Origin of the sequence: Streptomyces sp. NPDC020422, from assembly GCF_044386705.1 — a bacterium.
Classification (GTDB): Bacteria; Actinomycetota; Actinomycetes; order Streptomycetales; family Streptomycetaceae; genus Streptomyces.
The window spans coordinates 107,121-125,076 of the sequence record NZ_JBIRVJ010000012.1 but is presented as its reverse complement, the minus strand read 5'-3'; the positions used below and the strand labels follow the sequence as shown (position 1 = coordinate 125,076).

Genomic DNA, 17,956 nt, shown 5'->3' with positions numbered 1-17,956 from the left:
CCCGTAGGATGGAGTCCATGGCAAAGACCGGTACGACGACCCAGGGGCTGCGCGCGGCGATCGAGCGCAGCGGCTACTACCCGGCCCTCGTGGCCGAGGCGGTGGAGTCCGCCGTAGGCGGCGAGGCCGTCTCGTCGTACGTGGTGCACCAGGAGACCACCTTCGACGCCAACGAGGTCCGTCGCCACGTCACCGTCCTGGTCCTGACGGCCAACCGCTTCATCGTCAGCCACACCGACGAGCAGGCCGCCGACACCAGCTCGCCGACGCCGTACGCCACGACCTCCACCGAGTCCGTGAAGCTCGACCGGATCTCCTCGATCGTCGTCAGCCGCGTCGTCGCCAACCCGGAGTCGTACACCCCGGGCACGCTGCCCCGCGAGGTCGTCCTCACCATCGGCTGGGGCGCCGTCTCCCGCATCGACCTGGAACCCGCCGCCTGCGGCGACCCCAACTGTGACGCCGACCACGGCTACACGGGCAACGCCACCGCCGACGACCTCAGCCTCAGGGTGAGCGACGCCGGCGACGGCCCGGACACCGTCCGCCAGACCCTCGCCTTCGCCCAGGCGCTCTCCGAAGCCACCGCGGCCACCGCGGTCACCCGCTGATGGTCCAGCCCGCCGCCGTCGCCCAGGGGTGGCCGGACGAACCCGTCCCGCTGGACCCCGCCACCGCACCGCTCCCCGAATACGGCAGCGGCTCCCTCGGCGACCTGCTCCCGACGCTCGTCGCCGGACAGGGCGTCACCGACTGCGACGCCCGGATCGCCGAGCTCGCCCCCGCCGACCGCAACTGCGTCTTCCTCATCGACGGGCTCGGCTGGGAGCAGATCAAGGCCCACCCCGACGAGGCCCCCTATCTGACCTCCCTGCTGGCGAGCTCCCGCGGCGGCACCGGCCGCCCGCTCACCGCGGGCTTCCCGGCCACCACGGCGACCTCGCTCGCCTCGGTCGGCACCGGCCGGTTCCCCGGCGCCCACGGCCTGCCCGGCTACACGGTGCGCAACCCCGAGACCGGCGAGCTGATGAACCAGCTCCGCTGGAAGCCCTGGACCCCGCCGCGCGCCTGGCAGCCGTACCCCACGGTCTTCCAGCTCGCCCACGACGCCGGCATCCACACCGCCCAGGTCTCCTCGCCGATATTCCAGGACACCCCGCTCACCAAGATCGCACTGAGCGGCGGAACGTTTCACGGCAGGCTCTCGGGCGAGGAGCGGATGGACTTCGCCGCCGAGCAGCTGGCCGCCGGCGACCGCTCGCTCGTCTACACGTACTACAGCGAGCTCGACGGCGCCGGACACCGCTTCGGCATCGCCTCCGACGCCTGGCGCGGCCAGCTGATGTTCGTCGACCGGCTGGTCCAGCGCCTCGCCGAGCAGCTCCCGCCCCGCTCGGCGCTGTACGTCACCGCCGACCACGGCATGGTCGACATCCCCTTCGACGAGGACCACCGGATCGACTTCGACGAGGACTGGGAGCTGCGCGCAGGCGTCGCCCTCCTCGGCGGCGAGGGCCGCGCCCGGCACGTCTACGCCGTCCCCGGCGCCGCGTCGGACGTCCTCACCTGCTGGAGCGAGGTCCTCGGCGACCGGTTCTGGGTGGCGAGCCGGGACGAGGCCATCGCGCTCGGCTGGTTCGGCGACCGGGTCGACGAGCGGGTGTACGGGCGCATCGGCGACGTGGTCGCCGCCGCCCAGGACGACCTCGCCATCACGGCCTCCGTCAACGAGCCGAACGAGTCCGCCATGGTGGGCATGCACGGGTCGATGACCGCGGCGGAGCAACTCGTGCCGCTGCTCGAAGTACGCTCCTGAGTCGTCGGGCGCAGCCCCCCGGGCACCGTGTCCCGCGTCCCCGCCGCCCCCGCCGTCCCCTTCCGTCCCCGCCGTTTCCCTCCGACCCGAAAGGTCCCCGACCTCCCATGCCCGAGCTGGTGTTCTTCTCCGGAACGATGGACTGCGGAAAGAGCACCCTCGCTCTTCAGATCGAGCACAACCGGTCCGCCCGCGGACTCCAGGGCATGATCTTCACCCGGGACGACCGAGCGGGCGCGGGCAAGCTCTCCTCCCGGCTCGGTCTCGTCACCGACGCCGTCGAGGCCGCGGAGGGCTTCGACTTCTACGCGTATCTGGTCGCCCATCTGTCGAAGGGCGGGCGCTGTGACTACGTCATCGCCGACGAGGCGCAGTTCCTCGCGCCGGAGCAGATCGACCAGCTCGCCCGGGTCGTCGACGACCTCGAACTCGACGTCTTCGCCTTCGGCATCACCACCGACTTCCGGTCGAAGCTCTTCCCCGGCTCGCAGCGGCTCGTCGAGCTCGCCGACCGGGTCGAGGTGCTCCAGGTCGAGGCCCTGTGCTGGTGCGGCGCCCGCGCCACCCACAACGCCCGCACCGTCGGCGGCGAGATGGTCGTCGAGGGCGCCCAGGTCGTGGTCGGCGATGTGAACGCGGGGGACGAGGTCGGCTACGAGGTGCTGTGCCGCCGCCACCACCGGCGCCGGATGACGGCCGCCTCCGCCCGCGCGGCCGCCCTCTCCCCGGACGTCCTGCCGGTCCCGCAGAGCTGAACCGCCCGCACGGGAGTCAGTCGGGGACGGCCCGGAAGCGGCGTCGGTACTCCATGGGCGTCGTGTCGAGGCGCCGGCGGAACGCCCGGATCAGGGTGTCCGTCGTGCCGAACCCGCAGAGGGTCGTGATCCGTTCGAGGGTCGCGTCGGTGGACTCCAGCTGGTTGCGCGCCCGCTCGACGCGCGCCGACTCGATGTAGGCGCTCGGGGTCATGCCGAGCTCGGCCTTGAAGATCCGGGTCAGCTGCCGCTCGCTGATGTGGGCGCTCGCGGCGAGCTCCGCGAGGGTGAGCGGCCCGCTGATGTTGCGGGTGATGTAGTGCCTCAGGTCCTCGATCCGGCGGGTGGTGGAGACGGGTTCGAGGGGCACGCTGAACTGGCTCTGCCCGCTGGGCCGCTTGAGGTACATCACGAGCTGGCGGGCGACCCGCAGCGCCGTCGTCTCGCCGAAGTCGTCGGCGACCAGGGCCAGCGCCAGGTCGAGGCAGGAGCTGATGCCCGCCCCCGTCCACACGTCGCCGTCGCGGATGAAGATCGGGTCGGCGTCGACCTCGACCGCGGGATGGTCGGCGGCCAGCTGCTGCGCGGTCGACCAGTGGGTGGTGGCGCGCCTGCCGTCGAGGAGCCCGGCCGCCGCGAGGATGTGCGCCCCGACGCAGACCGAGGTCACCCGCCGGGTGCGCTCGGCGAGCTTGCGCACCCATCCGACGACCTCGGGGTCGACCAGGGCGTGGACCCGGCGCCGGTCGTCCACCTCGACGGCTCCCGGCACCAGGAGGGTGTCGATGGGGCGCTCGGCCACCTCCTCGAAGGTGACGTCCGGGAGGACCCGCACCCCCGCCGAGGTGGTCACGGGGTCCATCGTCCCGGCGGCGAGCAGCACCTGATAGCCCGTCGCCTCGTCCGTCTCGCGCCGCAGGAGGGCGAAGACCTCCGGCGGACCGGTCACGTCGAGCAGGTCGACGCCCTCGAAGAGGACGATGACGACGAGGCGTCCGACGGTGCCGCTCATGAGTTCTCCGCCCCGGGGTGCGCACATGCAGGGTGATGTCCGGATCTGCATGTTAGGGGACGTGAACGACACCTCGCACGGGCTGTTCACCTGAGGTGCGCCCGGGGACCTCCTCCCGCTCGGGCTGGGGTCGCAAGACTCGGCGGTAATGCCCTTCTACGACGATCAGACCGCCGTGACCGCCGTGACCGCCGTGACCGCTGTGACTGCCGTGATCGCCGTGACTGCCGTGATCGCCGGCCGAACCGCTCCTGGAGGACGTGTGCCACCCGCTGCCGAGACCGTGTCCTCCCCGTCCCGGCTGAGGCTGCGGGCTGCGGCGGGTGCGGGCCTGCTCACCGGTCTGCTCTTCTGCCTGGCCGGAGCGCTCGCCGGCAGCTACCCGTTCGGATCCAGGACCCGCAACATCGTGGACCTGGGCCAGCAGTACCTGCCGTTCCACGCGTACTGGAGGAAGCTGATCGTGGGTCAGACCCACGGTGACCTCTTCCTCAATTGGACATCGGGTTTCGGTTCCAACTTCCTCGGCGACTTCGGCACCTACCTGAGCAGTCCCTTCGATCTGCTCGTCGTCCTCTTCCCGGCCGACCGGCCCGAACTCGCCCTGTACGTCATCACCGCCGCCAAGATCGCCACCGCGGCGGCGGCGATGGCCGCCCTGCTGCTGATCCTGCGCCGCGGGCCCTGGCCGGTGGCGACGGTCCTCGGCACCGCCTACGCCCTCTCCGGCTGGACGTTCAACTACGGCGCCACCGTGCCGATGTGGCTGGACGGCCTGGTCGCCTTCCCGCTGCTCTGCCTCGTGGGGGAGTGGGCCCGCGACGGGCGCCGACCGGTCCTCGGTCCGCTGGTCGTCGCCCTCGCCTGGTTCGCCAACTTCTACACCGCCTACATGGCGACCATCGGCGCCGCCGTCGTCCTCGCCGTCCGCCTCCTGACCACCGACCCCGCCGGGACCACCGACCCCGCCGCCACCACCGACCCCGCCGGGACCACCGACCCCGCCGGGACCGCCCTCAGGACCACCGGGGGCACCGGCAGCGCCCGCCGTCCCCGGCTCGCCGCCCTGCTGAGAGCAGCCCGCAGCGTCCTCATCGGCATCGGGCTCGCCGCCCCGCTCGTTCTCGTCATCTTCCTCGCGACCCGGACGGCGGACCCGACTCCGCCCACCGCCTTCACCCCCGCCGCCTGGACCGACGTCCTCGCCCGCCTCCTGCCTGCCACGGCGAGCGTCGCCACCCCGGCGCTCTTCATCGGCACGCCCGCCCTGGCGCTCGCCCTCACGCTGCCCTTCAACCGTGCCGTCGGGGCCCGCGTACGGACCGGGTGGACCGCGGCGATCGTGCTGGTCGCGCTGTCCCTGCAGTGGGAGCCGACCCATCTGCTCTGGCACGCAGGCGCCTCCCCCAACGGCATCCCGTACCGCCAGACCTTCGTCCTCTGCGGGCTGCTCCTCATCGCCGCCTGGCTGTCCACGGCCCAGGGGCTGCCACGGCCGGCGGCGCTCCTCGGCGGTGGTGCGCTGCTCGCGGGCGCCGCCTGGGCGGCCCGCGGCAGCGCGGACATCGACCGCTGGACCTACCCCGCCGTCGCCGCGGCCGCCGCCCTGGCCGTGCTCGCCGCCGTCGCCGCCCTGCTCGCCGGCCGCCACCGCACCGGAAGGGCGCTCCCCGTCCTCGCCGTGGTGCTGCTCCTCGCCGCCCAGGCGGGGGAGACCCTCGTCACCGGCAAGCGCATCGAGGAACAGCAGCTCGCCAAGGTCTCCTGGGCGCCCCGGATCGGCCCCTGGCACACCGACATGACCCGCGCCGTCGCGGAGAAGGACGCCTGGCCGCGGCACCGCACCGATCCGGGCGAGGTCCCCGGAGGCAACGACGTCCTCCTCGTGGGCGGCGAGGGCGCCGACTACTACAGCAGCCTCACCGCCGACACCTACTCCCGCACCCTCGCGGGCCTCGGCTTCGGCTACTACGCCAAGGGCCGGCACCCCGTCAGCCTCGACAACCCGGTCACCGACGCGATCTTCTCCATCGGCACCCGGATGCGCTCCACCCCCGAGGCCCCCCTCGCCGTCGACCGGCAGCCCCGGGCCGCGATCACCGTCACCGACAGCCCCGTGCCGCCGCTCGTCACCGTCCACCCCGAGACGCCGCCGAAGAACGACGGCGCCGACTCCGCCTTCGGGCGCCAGGAACGGCTGCTCGGGCATCGCGTGTACGACGTCCCGGACGCGCCGCTGGACGGCGCCACGCTCACCGCGCGCTGCCCCGCCGGCTCGCAGGTCTGGTTCTGGGCGCCCGAGTTCCAGGGCAGCGCCGCCCTCGAAGGGCGCCCGCCCGTCGAGTTCGCGGGCAAGCTGCCCTCCGTGCTCGCCCCCATGCAGCCGCTCGGCACCGTTCCGGACACCGGCACGCTACGGATCGCCGTGCAACCCAAGGCAAGCCCCAAGGTGAGCTCCGAGGCAAGCCCCAAGGCGAGCCCCACGGCGAGCTCCGAGGCAAGCCCCAAGGCGAGCTCCGAGGCGAGCCCGAAGGCGAGCTCCAAGGCAAGCTCCACGGCAAGCCCCAAGGCGGGCCCCCAAGCCGGCGCCAGGCCGCGTCTCAAGCTGCCCGAGCATCCCGTCGGCTGCCTGGTCCAGGAACGCCTCACCGCCGCCGTACGGCAGCTCACCGCCACCGGTGCGACCGCCGTCCGCACCACCGGCCACACCCTCACCGCCGAGCTGCCGCCCGGCAGCACCGGCACCGCCGTCCTCGCCGTGCCCCGCGTCTCCGGCTGGCGCTGCGCCGCCGGCGACGCGCCCCTGGCACCCGCCCGCAGCCGCCTCGGTCTCGTCGCCGTCCCCCTCGACGGCCGGGCCACCTCGGTGACCTGCTCCTTCCGGCCGCCCGGCATCAAGCTGGGCGGCGCCGTCGGCGCGACGGCCCTCGCCGCGCTCCTGGCCACCGCCTGGCTCCATCGGCGTCGCGGCCGGGCACCCGCAGGACGGCAAGAGTTCACCGCCCGTGCACGCCCGGCTCGTTCAGCCGAGAAGAGCGCTGTCTAATCTGCCCGCCAGTACCGATGAGCGAGTTGGGGATCCCCGAGTGCCGAAACTGTCCGTCGTCGTGCCCTTCCACAATGTCGGGCCCTACGCCTCCGACACCCTGCGCAGCCTCGCGGACAATGCGGACGCAGACACGGAGTTCCTGCTGGTCGACGACCATTCCACGGACGAGACGCCCGATCTCCTCGACCGTTGGAAGGACCGCATTCCGCAGGCCAGGGTCATCCGCCACGAGACGAATCTCGGCGTCGCCCAGGCGCGCAACACCGGAATCGACGCGGCCACCGGCGACTACCTCACCTTCCTCGACGGCGACGACTGGTACGCCCCCGGCCACCTGGCCGCCATGACGGCCGGGATCCACCGTCTGGGCTGCGACTTCGCCCGTACCGACCACGTCCTGTCGACCGCGGCGAAACGCGAGATCCGCTACGCGCCGGCGAAGACGCGCGACGCCGTGATGGACCCCAGGGACGGAATCGCGCCCGCCAGCATGGTGACGATGGTCGATTACCCGTTCGTCCCCTTCGGCATCTACAGCGCACGTCTCTTCCAGAACGGCGCCTCGCGATTCGAGACGAAACTGCGCACCGCGGAGGACCGGCTCTGGATCTGGCGGCTCCACCTCAACGCCCGTACCTATGCGGCGCTTTCCCTGCACGGGGTCTTCTACCGCCGCGGCGTCACGACCTCGCTCACGCAGATCACCGACAACCGGCAACTGGACTTCATCCCCTCCTACGACCTGCTGCTCGAAGAGGTCTCCCGCGACCGCGACGCCGACCGCTTCCTGCCCAAGGCCGTCCGCACCTACTGCGCGATGATCGCCTTCCACATGGCGAAGTCCGACCAGTACGAGTCGGCCGTGGGCAAACGGCTCCGACGCGATGTGACCGACGCCCTGCGCAGGATGCCCCAGCAGGTCCTCGACGACACCCTCGCGACGATGGACACGCCCCGCAGCACCCTCCTCAGGAGCCTGCGCGACACCGGAAGGCCCGCCTGACCATGCCGACCACCGACCGCGTCCAGATCTTCCAGGTGTCGACGCTCTACGGGGCCGCCACGGTGGCCGCCGCGATCGACGCCGGACAGTTCGGCGCCCCCGGCGACGCGCGGCGCCTGCTGCTCGTCTCGAACAACGCCGAGATCCCCGAGACCGCCCTCCGCCTCGACGCCATGACCGGCTACGAGCGGATCGCCGCCCGCTTCGACCGGATCGCCGACTGGAACGAGACCATCCACCCGCACCACCCCGGTACCTGGTCGCCCCGCCCCGAGGAGACCCCCCTGTGGCAGCGGGTCCTCCGCACCGCCTGGGGGCTCGGCACCGCCACCGTCGAGGTCGTCGTCGAGTCGATCCAGGTCAACCCCGCCAAGGCGCTCGCCGCCGTCTTCGCCGAGAGCACCCTCCAGGTCTACGCCGACGGGCTCATGAGCTACGGCCCCACCCGCGACGACCTGCCCCAGTCCCTCGCCTGCCGCATCCACCGCGTCCTCCACCTCGACCTGGTGCCGGGACTGCGCCCGCTGCTGCTCACCGAGTACGGGGTCGGCTCCGAACTCGTCCCCGACGGAGCCTTCCGGGCGGTGCTGCGGGAGATCGCGGAGGCGGCGGAGGACGACGCCGGACTCGCCGCCGCGGCCGCCGCCGAGCCCACCGCCCTGATCCTCGGCCAGTACCTCGCCGTCCTCGGCATCCTCACCGCCGACGAGGAGGAGGAGCTGCACGGACGGATGCTGCGCGGAGCCGCCGCCGCGGGGCACCGCAGCATCGTCTTCAAGCCGCACCCGACCGCCCCCGCGCGCTACTCGCGGGCCCTGCACGAAGAGGCCGCCCGCGCGGGAGTCACGCTCACCGTCCTGGACGGCCCGCTGCTGGCCGAGACCTTCTACGAGCGCTGCCGGCCAAACCTCGTCGTGGGGTGTTTCTCCACCGCTCTGTTGACCGCGGCCGTCTACTACGGCGTGCCCGTCGCCCGCGTCGGCACGGAGACGGTCCTCGCCCGCCTCACCCCGTACCCGAACAGCAACCGCATCCCGCTGGCCGTCGTCCACCACCTCCTGCCCGACCTGGAGACCTGTGCCGCACCGCGCGTTCCCGGGGCGGCACCCGAGGACCTCGCCCCGCTGGTCCGCGCGGTCGGCTACTGCATGCGGCCCGCCGCCCACCCCGGGCTCCGGGAGGAAGCGGTCCGCTATCTGTCGGAGCACGAAGGGAGCGGGGCCGGCGCGCTCCACTTCCCGCCGGAGCGCCTGGTGGAGTTGGACGTGCGGATGCCGGTGCGGCCCTAGGCGTCCGCCCCGGCCCGGCAGCGGGGGCCCTAGGCGTCCGTCCCCGGCCCGGGAGCGCGGGGCCTAGGCGTCCGCCCCGGCCCGGCAGCGCGGGGACTAGGCGTTCCGCTCCGCCGACCGCACCAGCGTGAACACCGCCCCCTCCGGGTCCGTGACCAGGGCGAGGCGTCCCGCGGTGCCCTCGCGGGGCGGGCGCAGGACCTGGCCGCCCAGTTCGGCGACGAGACGGGCCGCCGCGTCCACGTCGTCGACCTCGAAGTACGTCATCCAGTGAGCGCCCCGGTCGCGGGGCAGCGCGGTGCCCACGCCGTGCAGGGAGGCGACCGGGCGGCCGTCGAGGTGCAGGGTGAGGTAGTCGAAGTCGGCCGAGACGACCGGCTCGACCTCGTACCCGAAGATCGACCGGTAGAACTTGCCGACCGAGGCCGTCTCGTACGTCAGGAGCTCGTTCCAGACGGGTGTCCCGGGCGGTCCGGCCGTGGCCGTCCCGTGATGGGCCTCGGCCTGCCAGACGCCGAAGACGGCGCCCGCCGGGTCGGAGCAGATCACCAGGCGGCCGGCCTCGCCCGCCTCCAGCGGGCCGACCGCGACCGTGCCGCCGCAACAGCGGATGGTCTCCGCCGTTTCGTCGGCGTCGTCGGTGGCCAGATACGTGGTCCAGGCGACCGGCAGATGCCGGTCCGGGGGCAGCTGGCCGATCCCGGCCACCTCCCGGCCGTCGAGCAGCGCGCGGACGTAGGGCCCGAGCTGCTGCGGGCCGGGCACGAACTCCCAGCCGAACAGAGCCGCGTAGAACTCCTGCGTCGCGTCAAGTCCATGCACCATCAAGCTCACCCAACAGGGTGTACCGGGTGGGCGCCGAGTCGCCTCGGTCATCGTCTTCGTCTCCTCGCCAGTAGCCGTACGAGGTGGGGCCGGCGGGCCGCACTGTGGCTCCCCGGCGGGGTCCTGCCCGCCGTCCGCCCGTCGTACACGCGGACCGGTCGCGCCCTCCGTGCAGATCGTTGCACCGCGAAGCGTGCCGCGCGCCCCGGAGGCGGGTGTGCCGAGAGGCCTTTCTCAGGGGGCGGGCTGCGCGAGGATGGCACCCATGAAGCCCATCATCTCCGCAAGCGAACTCGTGAGCGAGTCGGCCGGGACGACGCCGCCGGTCCTTCTGGACGTCCGCTGGACGCTCGGCGGACCGCCCGGGCGGCCCGAGTACGAGGCCGGCCACATCCCCGGAGCCGTGTACGTGGACCTGGACGCCGAACTCGCGGGCCCGCCCGGAAGCGGCGGCCGGCACCCGCTGCCGGACGTCGCCGCCTTCGGCGCCGTCATGCGCCGCGCGGGTGTCTCGGGTGACCGCCCCGTCGTCGTCTACGACGGCGGTCTCGGCTGGGGTGCCGCCCGCGCGTGGTGGCTGCTGCGCTGGGCGGGCCACCCGGACGTCCGGGTCCTGGACGGCGGCCTGGCCGCCTGGACGGGGGAGCTCTCGAAGGACACCCCGGCTCCCGAGCCCGGTGACTTCACGCCGGCACCGGGGGCCCTCGGGCTGCTCGACGCGGACGCCGCGGCGTCCCTGGCCCGCTCGGGCCTGCTGCTCGACGCGCGGGCCGCGGAGCGCTACCGGGGCGACGTCGAGCCGATCGACCGGGTCGGCGGTCACATCCCGGGGGCGGTCTCGGCCCCGACGACGGAGAACGTGGACGCGGACGGGCGTTTCCTGCCCGCGGAGGCCCTCGCGGCCCGTTTCGCCGCCCTGGGCGCTGCCGAGGCCCCCGAGCTCGCGGTCTACTGCGGCTCGGGCGTCTCCGGCGCCCACGAGGTCCTCGCCCTGGAGATCGCGGGATTCCGCGCCGCCCTCTACGCCGGCTCCTGGTCCGAGTGGTCTTCCGACCCGTCCCGCCCGGTGGCCACGGGCCCGGACCCGCAGTAGCCGGAGCGATGGCTGAACCCGGATGGCCGGTAGCCGGTACGCCGTAGCCGGTACGCCGTATGAGGAAGGGGCCCGCGCCGTTCGACGGCGCGGGCCCCTTCCTCATACGGGAAGCGTCAGTCCTGCTTCTTCCTCCGTGTGCCGAAGACGATCTCGTCCCAGCTCGGCACCGCCGCACGGCGGCCGGGACGGACGCCGTCCGCTTCCGCCTGGCGGTCGGTGGTGCCGGTGAGGCGGTCGCGGTGGCCCGAGACCGCGCGGGGCATCAGCACGTCCGCGTAGGCCGAGCCGGCCCCGGCGGAGGCGGCGGGAGCCGGCGGCTCCTCGGCCTCGACCTCGTCGGAGGGCTCGGTGTCGGTCGGCTCGGGGACGACCATGTCGCCGCGGAAGCTCGGGACCGCCTCCAGGAGGCTGGTCAGGGAGTCGCGCTCCTCCTCCGGTTCGGGAGCCGGCGCGGGCGCCCGCTCCAGCTGCCGGTCGAGCGCGCGGTCCAGCGGCCTGTCCCGGGGCAGCCGGGCGATCCGCGGGACGAACGGGAAGCTCGGCTCCGGCACCGCGGCGAGGGTGTCGTCGGTCTCGCCGATCAGCGCCCGCGCCTCGTCGTCGACGGCCTGGACGAGCCGCCGGGGCGGGTCGTACGTCCAGCTCGCCGTGTGCACCTCGCCCGCGACGCGGTAGACGAGCAGCACCTCCCAGGTGCCGTCGTCACGGCGCCAGGAGTCCCACTGCACGGTGTCCTTCTCGGCGCCGCGCAGCAGCAGCCGCTCCTGCACCGCCTCGCCGAGCTGAGGTCCGGTGTTCTCGCCGGGCCGGCGCACGGGGGTCTTGCGGGCCCGCTCGGCCATGAACGCGCGCTCGGCGAGCACGGGGCCCTCGAAGCGCCGTACCCGGTCGACGGGGATGCCGGCGAGCTGTGCGACCTCCTCCGCGGACGCACCCGCACGTATCCGTGCCTGGATGTCGCGGGGGCGGAGGTGGCTCTCCACCTCGATCTCGATCTGGCCGAGCCGCGCGCGGTCGTTGCGCACGGCGGCTCGCAGCCGCTCGTCGATCGGAAGCGTGTACTCCGTGCTGTCAGCAGCCTTCAGCACCAGTCGTGTGCCGTCGTTCGAGACGGCCACGACACGCAGTTCGGGCATGGGAACCTCCCGGGTGGTGCCTGCCGACGTCACGTGCGTCGCTGCTTCCGCTAGTCGAGTGTGGCCTGCCCGGGTGCAGCCTGCCACAACCCTGCCGAGTTGCCCGGCGTGTCGGGCCTGGACCCTGGAACGCCGTTATGGCACGGTTACCCTTTTGCGACGCAGAGTGACCGAACGTCACGCTGTGTCGCGGGTGCCCGTACGGTGCCGTGGCGCCGTCGGTTCGAGTGCCACCTTCGGCCCCCTTCCGTCGATTCCGGACACCCGTGGGGGAATCCGGACCCAGGGTTCGCCACAGTACTCCATTCGGGCCACCTGGGTGGACCGGCGCGCCGCCCAACTTCTCGGGGGGTACGGGAGTTGAGTCTCCGCGATCTCCCCCCGTGCGTGTCCCTCTTCACAGAACCACCAGAAACGGAACTAATCCCTTCGTTCGTTTGTCCCTTCTGGGTGCACGGTGGAACGAATGAACAAGCAGGGGTTGGACATGCGTCACACGCCGGATTCCGGCACGGCGGCCAAGGAAGAGAAGAAACGATTCGACCTGAGCGTGGCTCAGGTCTCGGGCAGTGCCGTCGCGGCGGTGGTGGCCGCCAAGCTCGCGTCCACGCTGGGCGTCTACGGCACCATCCTCGGCGCCGGTGTGATCAGTGTCATCGCCACCTGCGGCGGCCCCCTGCTCCAGCACCTGTTCAAGCGCACCGGCGAGCAGATGCGCGAGGCCACCGCCGCGACGCGGCCGAAGACGGCACACGCCGCCTCGGCACCGGCTTCTCACGCCGAGCGGCCGTACAGCGAGGAGTTCGGCGAGCCGACCACCCACGGCACCCGCATGAGGGGCTGGAAGCGCTCCGCCGCCGGTGCCGCCGCGGTCTTCCTGATCGCGATGGGCGGCATCACCGCGTACGAGCTGACCTCCGGTCAGGACCTCAGCGGCACCAAGGGCACCACGACCTTCGGCTCAGCCGTGCGCGGCTCCGGCGCCGGCCAGGGCCAGGAGCGGCCGGACCAGGGAGGCACCCCGTCCTCGACGCCGAGCGAGGACGGGCGGCAGCAGCGCAAGGACGGCGGGACCGCGACGCCGGACACCACCCCGACCGGCCGGCCGACCCCGGACGACCCGGTCACGCCCACCCCCACGCCGACGCCCTCCCGGTCGACCGAGCCGACCGACGGCGGTACGACCCCGCCTCCGACGCCGCCGCCGACCACCCCGCCCACGGCCCCGCCGACCGCCGAGGCGCCGGCCGCCGGCGGAGCCGAGTGACCGTCAGTCGCCCAGAACGCGGCGGAGGTAGTCGTTGGCGAACCGCCGGTCCGGGTCCAGCCGGTCGCGCAGCGCCGTGAACTCGCCGAAGCGCGGATAGGCCTTCTCGAAGTAGGCGGCGTCCCGGGTGTGGACCTTGCCCCAGTGCGGCCGGCCGCCGTGCGCGGTCATGATGCGCTCCACCGCGGTGAAGTACCCGCGGTGGGGCGTCCCCCTGTAGAGGTGCACGGCGATGTACGCCGACTCCCGTCCCGAGGCGGTCGACAGCGCGATGTCGTCGGCGGGCGCCGTGCGCACCTCCACCGGGAAGCTCACCTTCAGCGGCGAGCGCTCCACCATCGCCTTCAGCTCGCGCAGGGCCGCCACGGCCGCCTCGCGCGGGAGCGCGTACTCCATCTCCAGGAAGCGCACCCGGCGCGGCGAGGTGAACACCTTGTACGGGATGTCGGTGTACGTACGGGCCGACAGGGCCCGGCTGGAGACCTTCGCGATCGAGGGGATCAGCGGCGGTACGGCCCGGCCCACGGCGCAGGCGACCTGGAAGATCCCGTTGGAGAGCAGCTCGTCCTCGACCCAGCCGCTCAGCCTGCCGACCGGGGCGGCGGGGCCGGCGCTGCGGTTGTTGCGCTTGGTGTTGCAGTTGTCCGTGTGGGGGAACCAGTAGAACTCGAAGTGCTCGTTCTCCGCGTGCAGCGCGTCGAACTCGGAGGTCACCCGGTCGAAGGACATCGGCTCCTCCCGCGCGGTGAGCAGGAAGACCGGCTCCACGGCGAAGGTGAGGGCGGTGACCACACCGAGCGCGCCGAGGCCGATCCGCGCGGCCGCGAAGACCTCCGGGTTCTCCGTCGGGGAGCAGGTCATCAGCCGCCCGTCGGCGGTGACCAGTTCGAGCGCGCGGATCTGCGCGGCGATCGAGGCGGAGTCGCGGCCGGTGCCGTGGGTGCCGGTGGAGGTGGCGCCGGCGACCGTCTGCTCCATGATGTCGCCCATGTTCGTGAGCGACAGGCCCTCCCGGGCCAGCGCCACGTTGAGCCGCTTCAGCGGGGTGCCGGACTCCACGGTGACGGTCATCGCCTCGCGGTCGATCCGGCGGATCCCGGTGAGCAGATGGGGCCGGACGAGCACGCCGTCCGTCGCCGCGATCGAGGTGAAGGAGTGGCCGGTGCCGACCGTCTTCACCCGCAGCCCGTCCTCGGCGGCCCTGCGCACGGCGTCGGCGAGCTCCTCGGCCGAGGCCGGGCTCACCTCCCGCACGGGGCGGGAGGTGACGTTCCCCGCCCAGTTACGCCATGTGCCGCTCGTCGTCCCGCTGTTCCCCCACCGCTGTGCTCGGCTCTCGCCCACTCTGCCCCTCCCGCGTCGGCGCCGGCGTGCGCAGCCGGCGGTAGCCCAGGAGTGCCACCGCGACCGCGAGCGCACCCGAGGCGACGGGCACCACGTACCCCGCCTCCGCCCCTGAGGCGTCGACCACCCAGCCGGCGGCCGAGGAGCCGAGCGCCACGCCGATCGCGAGGCCGGTCCCGGTCCAGGTCATGCCCTCGGTCAGCTGGGTGCGCGGTACGTGCGCTTCGACGAGGGCCATCGTGGTCACCATCGTCGGCGCGATGGACAGGCCCGCGACAAAGAGCGCCACGGCCAGCAACGGCAGGTTCCCGGCCAGTAGGAGGGGGATCATACTCACGGCCATCGCGCAGACGCCGACGAGCCAGCGGACCGACGGCTCGCCCTTGAGGTGGAGCAGCCCGAAGACGGCGCCGGCCACGCAGGAGCCCAGCGCGTAGACGGCGAGGACCAGGCTCGCGGCGGCCTTGTGGCCCTGCTCGTCGGCGAAGGCCACCGTGACGACGTCGACCGAACCGAAGATCGCCCCGGTGGCGACGAAGGCCAGCGCGAGGACCTGCAGACCGGGGGAGCGCAGGGCGGATCCGCCGCTCTGGTCGGTATGGGGGTGCGGGGCGGGCTCGGTGGCGCGCTGGGCGGTCAGCCAGAAGACGCCGAGGGCGAGGAAGACGCCGGCGAGCAGCGGCCCGGCCTCCGGGAACCAGATGGTCGACAGGCCGATGGAGATGATCGGGCCGAAGATGAAGCACACCTCGTCGACGATCGACTCCCACGAGTACGCCGTGTGCAGGCGCCGGGCCTCGCCGCGGTAGATGTTCGCCCACCGGGCCCGGGTCATCGCGCCGACGCTGGGCACGCAGCCGACGAACGCGGTGAACAGGAACAGGGTCCAGTCCGGGGCCTTCTGCTGGACGCAGAGCAGCAGGCCCGCGCCCGCGGCGAGCGAGATCAGGGTGGCCGGGCGCAGCACCCGGCGCTGGCCGTAGCGGTCGACCAGGCGGGAGATCTGCGGGCCGAGCACGGCGGCGGAGGTCGCGAGGGTCGCGGACAGCGCGCCGGCGAGTCCGTACCGGCCGGTGACCTGCGAAATCATGGTGACGATGCCGATGCCCATCATGGACAGCGGCATCCGGCCGAGGAAGCCGGCGAGGGAGAAGGCCGTGCTGCCGGGGGCCGCGAAGATCGCGCGATAGGGACTGGGCAAGGGGATCTCCGGGCTTCGTGCAGGGACGCGGCTCACACGTGTCGGCGGAACACGTGTAATTAATAGCTAAAGCCTACGGTGTTGAACTGCTCCGGTCACCCACTTTTTCGGTCGGGGCACGCCACCGGCTGTCAGAGGCGGGTGGGAAGATCGGTGCCATGTCCGACGAGCTCGATCCCGCCCCGTACGACGCCCTGCTGCTGCTTTCCTTCGGTGGCCCGGAGGGTCCGGACGACGTGGTCCCGTTCCTGGAGAACGTGACCCGCGGCCGTGGCATCCCGAAGGAACGGCTGAAGGAGGTCGGCCGGCACTACTTCCTCTTCGGCGGCGTCAGCCCCATCAACGACCAGAACCGCGCGCTGCTCGACGCCCTGCGCGCGGACTTCGCCGAGGCCGGTGTGGACCTGCCGGTCTACTGGGGCAACCGGAACTGGGCGCCGTACCTCACCGACACCCTGCGCGAGATGGTCACCGACGGCCGGCGCCACATCGCCGTCCTCGCCACCAGCGCCTACGCCTCCTACTCCGGCTGCCGCCAGTACCGGGAGAACCTGGCCGACTCCCTCGCCGAGCTGGAGGCGGAAGGGCTCCCGCTGCCCCGGGTCGACAAGCTCCGGCACTACTTCAACCACCCCGGCTTCGTCCGCCCCATGATCGAGGGCGTCCTCGCCTCCCTCGACGAGCTCGACCCCGCCGTCCGGGACAAGGCGCACCTCGCCTTCACCACGCACTCCATCCCGGACTCCGCCGCGGACACCTCCGGACCCCTCGCCGACCACGGCGACGGCGGCGCCTACGTCAAGCAGCACCTGGACGTGGCCCGCCTGATCGCCGACGCCGTCCGCGAGGAGACCGGCGTCGAGCACCCCTGGCGGCTCGTCTACCAGTCGCGCAGCGGCGCCCCGCACATCCCGTGGCTGGAGCCGGACATCTGCGACCACCTGGAGGAACTCCACCAAGCCGGGGCGCCCGCGGTCGTCATGGTCCCCATCGGCTTCGTCTCCGACCACATGGAAGTCCTCTACGACCTCGACACCGAGGCCACCGCCAAGGCCGCCGAGCTCGGGCTGCCCGTGCGGCGCTCGGCGACCGTCGGGGCCGACCCCCGCTTCGCCGCGGCCGTGCGCGAGCTGCTCCTGGAACGCGCGGCGACCGAGCGCGGCACGCGCGTCGAGCGCTGCGCGCTCGGCGCACTCGGACCCTCCCACGACCTCTGCCCCATCGGCTGCTGCCCCGCCCGCGCGGAACGCCCCGCCGCCGCCGGCGCCGACAGCCCGTATGCCTAAGGAGCCCCTCTCGTGACCGATCCCCTCGTGACCGACCCGTTGCTGCGAGAGCTGCTCGACCTGGCCCTGGAGGCCGCGCGCCGGGCCGGCGCGCTGCTGCGCGACGGGCGGCCGGACGACCTGGCCGTGGCCAAGACCAAGACCAGCCCCATCGACGTCGTCACCGAGATGGACATCGCCGCCGAGAAGCTGATCACCGGCTTCCTCGCCGAGCACCGCCCCCAGGACGGCTTCCTCGGCGAGGAGGGCGCAGCCAGCCCCGGCACCAGCGGGATCCGCTGGGTGATCGATCCGCTGGACGGCACGGTGAACTACCTCTACGGCCTGCCCACCTGGGCCGTCTCCATCGCCGCCGAGCGCGACGGGGAGAGCGTCGTCGGCGTCGTCGAGGTCCCGCTGCGCGGCGAGACCTTCCGCGCCGTCCGCGGCGGCGGCGCCTGGCTGGGCGACCGGCGGCTCGCCGTCCGCCCCTCCCCGGAGCTCGACCAGGCCCTGGTCGGCACCGGCTTCGCGTACGTCCAGACCCGCCGGGCCCACCAGGCGGACATCGCCCAGCGGCTCATCCCGCGCGTCCGCGACATCCGCCGCGGCGGCTCCGCCGCCATCGACCTGTGCGACGTCGCGGCCGGCCGCCTCGACGCGTACTACGAGCGCGGCCTCAACCCCTGGGACCTGGCCGCGGGCGATCTCATCGCGCGTGAGGCGGGCGCCCTGACCGGCGGCCGGCCGGGCGAGCGCGCCTCGGGCGAGCTGGTCCTCGCCGCCTCCGAGGGGGTCTTCGGGCCTCTGCAGGCCTTCCTGGAGGAGGCCGGGGCCTGGCACGACTGACGGCCGTCCAGCGGACAGGGGTGGGCCCCCGGAGTCGACGACTCCGGGG

The 17,956-nt window shown here is 73.1% G+C and carries 15 protein-coding genes; 10 read left to right on the top strand and 5 right to left on the bottom strand.

The genetic code is table 11. The annotated features are described in order from the left end of the window. Positions 1-17 precede the first annotated feature (17 nt). The 3 genes from ACH414_RS29430 (at position 18) to ACH414_RS29420 (ending at position 2,571) form a co-directional block, all read left to right on the top strand. Positions 18-611 carry a DUF5998 family protein gene (locus tag ACH414_RS29430; protein ID WP_382547299.1) on the top strand — a complete coding sequence of 198 codons (594 nt, stop codon included), beginning with the start codon at positions 18-20 and terminating at the stop codon, positions 609-611. Next, a complete protein-coding gene (locus ACH414_RS29425; RefSeq protein ID WP_398944079.1) occupies positions 611-1,816 on the top strand; it encodes an alkaline phosphatase family protein in 1,206 nt (401 codons plus the stop codon). The genes ACH414_RS29430 and ACH414_RS29425 overlap by 1 nt, the downstream gene beginning before the upstream one ends. Before the next feature lie 107 nt (positions 1,817-1,923). Further along, on the top strand, positions 1,924-2,571 hold the full coding sequence (locus ACH414_RS29420; protein WP_382547294.1) for a thymidine kinase: 648 nt from the start codon (positions 1,924-1,926) through the stop codon (positions 2,569-2,571). Positions 2,572-2,587: 16 nt separating this feature from the next. On the opposite strand, the gene ACH414_RS29415 is transcribed toward ACH414_RS29420, so the two are convergent. Further along, on the bottom strand, positions 2,588-3,583 hold the full coding sequence (locus tag ACH414_RS29415; protein ID WP_398944077.1) for a GlxA family transcriptional regulator: 996 nt from the start codon (positions 3,581-3,583) through the stop codon (positions 2,588-2,590). A gap of 262 nt (positions 3,584-3,845) precedes the next feature. Here ACH414_RS29415 and ACH414_RS29410 point away from each other — a divergent pair, with 262 nt between their 5' ends. Genes ACH414_RS29410 through ACH414_RS29400 form a run of 3 tightly spaced genes read left to right on the top strand, consistent with a single transcriptional unit; the run spans position 3,846 to position 8,924 of the window. Then, positions 3,846-6,629: a YfhO family protein gene (locus tag ACH414_RS29410; protein WP_398944075.1), complete on the top strand. Its 2,784-nt coding sequence runs from the start codon at positions 3,846-3,848 to the stop codon at positions 6,627-6,629. Positions 6,630-6,669: 40 nt separating this feature from the next. After that, positions 6,670-7,635, top strand: coding sequence for a glycosyltransferase family 2 protein (locus ACH414_RS29405; RefSeq protein WP_386568716.1), 966 nt, complete (start codon positions 6,670-6,672; stop codon positions 7,633-7,635). Positions 7,636-7,637: 2 nt separating this feature from the next. Continuing rightward, positions 7,638-8,924, top strand: coding sequence for a polysialyltransferase family glycosyltransferase (locus tag ACH414_RS29400; RefSeq protein WP_398944072.1), 1,287 nt, complete (start codon positions 7,638-7,640; stop codon positions 8,922-8,924). Positions 8,925-9,020: 96 nt separating this feature from the next. Here ACH414_RS29400 and ACH414_RS29395 read toward each other — a convergent pair whose 3' ends face one another. Continuing rightward, positions 9,021-9,800, bottom strand: coding sequence for a VOC family protein (locus ACH414_RS29395; protein WP_382547280.1), 780 nt, complete (start codon positions 9,798-9,800; stop codon positions 9,021-9,023). A 214-nt stretch (positions 9,801-10,014) separates the two neighbouring features. On the opposite strand from ACH414_RS29395, the gene ACH414_RS29390 reads away from it, so the two are divergent. Beyond that, positions 10,015-10,842, top strand: a complete 828-nt coding sequence (locus ACH414_RS29390) for a sulfurtransferase (RefSeq protein WP_382547277.1) — start codon at positions 10,015-10,017, stop codon at positions 10,840-10,842. Positions 10,843-10,958: 116 nt separating this feature from the next. Here the strand turns inward: ACH414_RS29390 and sepH are convergent, their stop codons facing one another. Continuing rightward, positions 10,959-12,014 (bottom strand): septation protein SepH, encoded by a 1,056-nt coding sequence (sepH, locus tag ACH414_RS29385; protein WP_382547274.1) that lies wholly within the window; start codon positions 12,012-12,014, stop codon positions 10,959-10,961. Between the two features lie 454 nt (positions 12,015-12,468). Between sepH and ACH414_RS29380 the strand changes: the two genes are divergently transcribed. Further along, positions 12,469-13,248: a hypothetical protein gene (locus ACH414_RS29380; RefSeq protein WP_382547271.1), complete on the top strand. Its 780-nt coding sequence runs from the start codon at positions 12,469-12,471 to the stop codon at positions 13,246-13,248. Positions 13,249-13,251: 3 nt separating this feature from the next. Here ACH414_RS29380 and ACH414_RS29375 read toward each other — a convergent pair whose 3' ends face one another. Together ACH414_RS29375 and ACH414_RS29370 are read right to left on the bottom strand one after the other, a co-directional pair. Continuing rightward, a complete protein-coding gene (locus tag ACH414_RS29375; protein ID WP_386568708.1) occupies positions 13,252-14,592 on the bottom strand; it encodes a D-arabinono-1,4-lactone oxidase in 1,341 nt (446 codons plus the stop codon). Then, a complete protein-coding gene (locus tag ACH414_RS29370) occupies positions 14,531-15,793 on the bottom strand; it encodes an MFS transporter (RefSeq protein WP_382547265.1) in 1,263 nt (420 codons plus the stop codon). The genes ACH414_RS29375 and ACH414_RS29370 overlap by 62 nt, the downstream gene beginning before the upstream one ends. Positions 15,794-15,951: 158 nt before the next feature. Here ACH414_RS29370 and ACH414_RS29365 point away from each other — a divergent pair, with 158 nt between their 5' ends. Together ACH414_RS29365 and ACH414_RS29360 are read left to right on the top strand one after the other, a co-directional pair. Then, positions 15,952-17,079, top strand: coding sequence for a ferrochelatase (locus tag ACH414_RS29365; protein WP_382547263.1), 1,128 nt, complete (start codon positions 15,952-15,954; stop codon positions 17,077-17,079). Between the two features lie 27 nt (positions 17,080-17,106). Next, a complete protein-coding gene (locus ACH414_RS29360; protein ID WP_398944136.1) occupies positions 17,107-17,907 on the top strand; it encodes an inositol monophosphatase family protein in 801 nt (266 codons plus the stop codon). Positions 17,908-17,956 lie beyond the last annotated feature (49 nt).

Coding starts and splice junctions, on each gene's coding strand:
- ACH414_RS29425 (WP_398944079.1), top strand. CDS start 611: ATGGTCCAGCCCGCCGCCGTCGCCCAGGGGTGGCCGGACGAACCCGTC.
- ACH414_RS29400 (WP_398944072.1), top strand. CDS start 7,638: ATGCCGACCACCGACCGCGTCCAGATCTTCCAGGTGTCGACGCTCTAC.
- ACH414_RS29430 (WP_382547299.1), top strand. CDS start 18: ATGGCAAAGACCGGTACGACGACCCAGGGGCTGCGCGCGGCGATCGAG.
- ACH414_RS29395 (WP_382547280.1), bottom strand. CDS start 9,800: ATGACCGAGGCGACTCGGCGCCCACCCGGTACACCCTGTTGGGTGAGC.
- ACH414_RS29420 (WP_382547294.1), top strand. CDS start 1,924: ATGCCCGAGCTGGTGTTCTTCTCCGGAACGATGGACTGCGGAAAGAGC.
- ACH414_RS29365 (WP_382547263.1), top strand. CDS start 15,952: ATGTCCGACGAGCTCGATCCCGCCCCGTACGACGCCCTGCTGCTGCTT.
- ACH414_RS29415 (WP_398944077.1), bottom strand. CDS start 3,583: ATGAGCGGCACCGTCGGACGCCTCGTCGTCATCGTCCTCTTCGAGGGC.
- ACH414_RS29380 (WP_382547271.1), top strand. CDS start 12,469: ATGCGTCACACGCCGGATTCCGGCACGGCGGCCAAGGAAGAGAAGAAA.
- ACH414_RS29390 (WP_382547277.1), top strand. CDS start 10,015: ATGAAGCCCATCATCTCCGCAAGCGAACTCGTGAGCGAGTCGGCCGGG.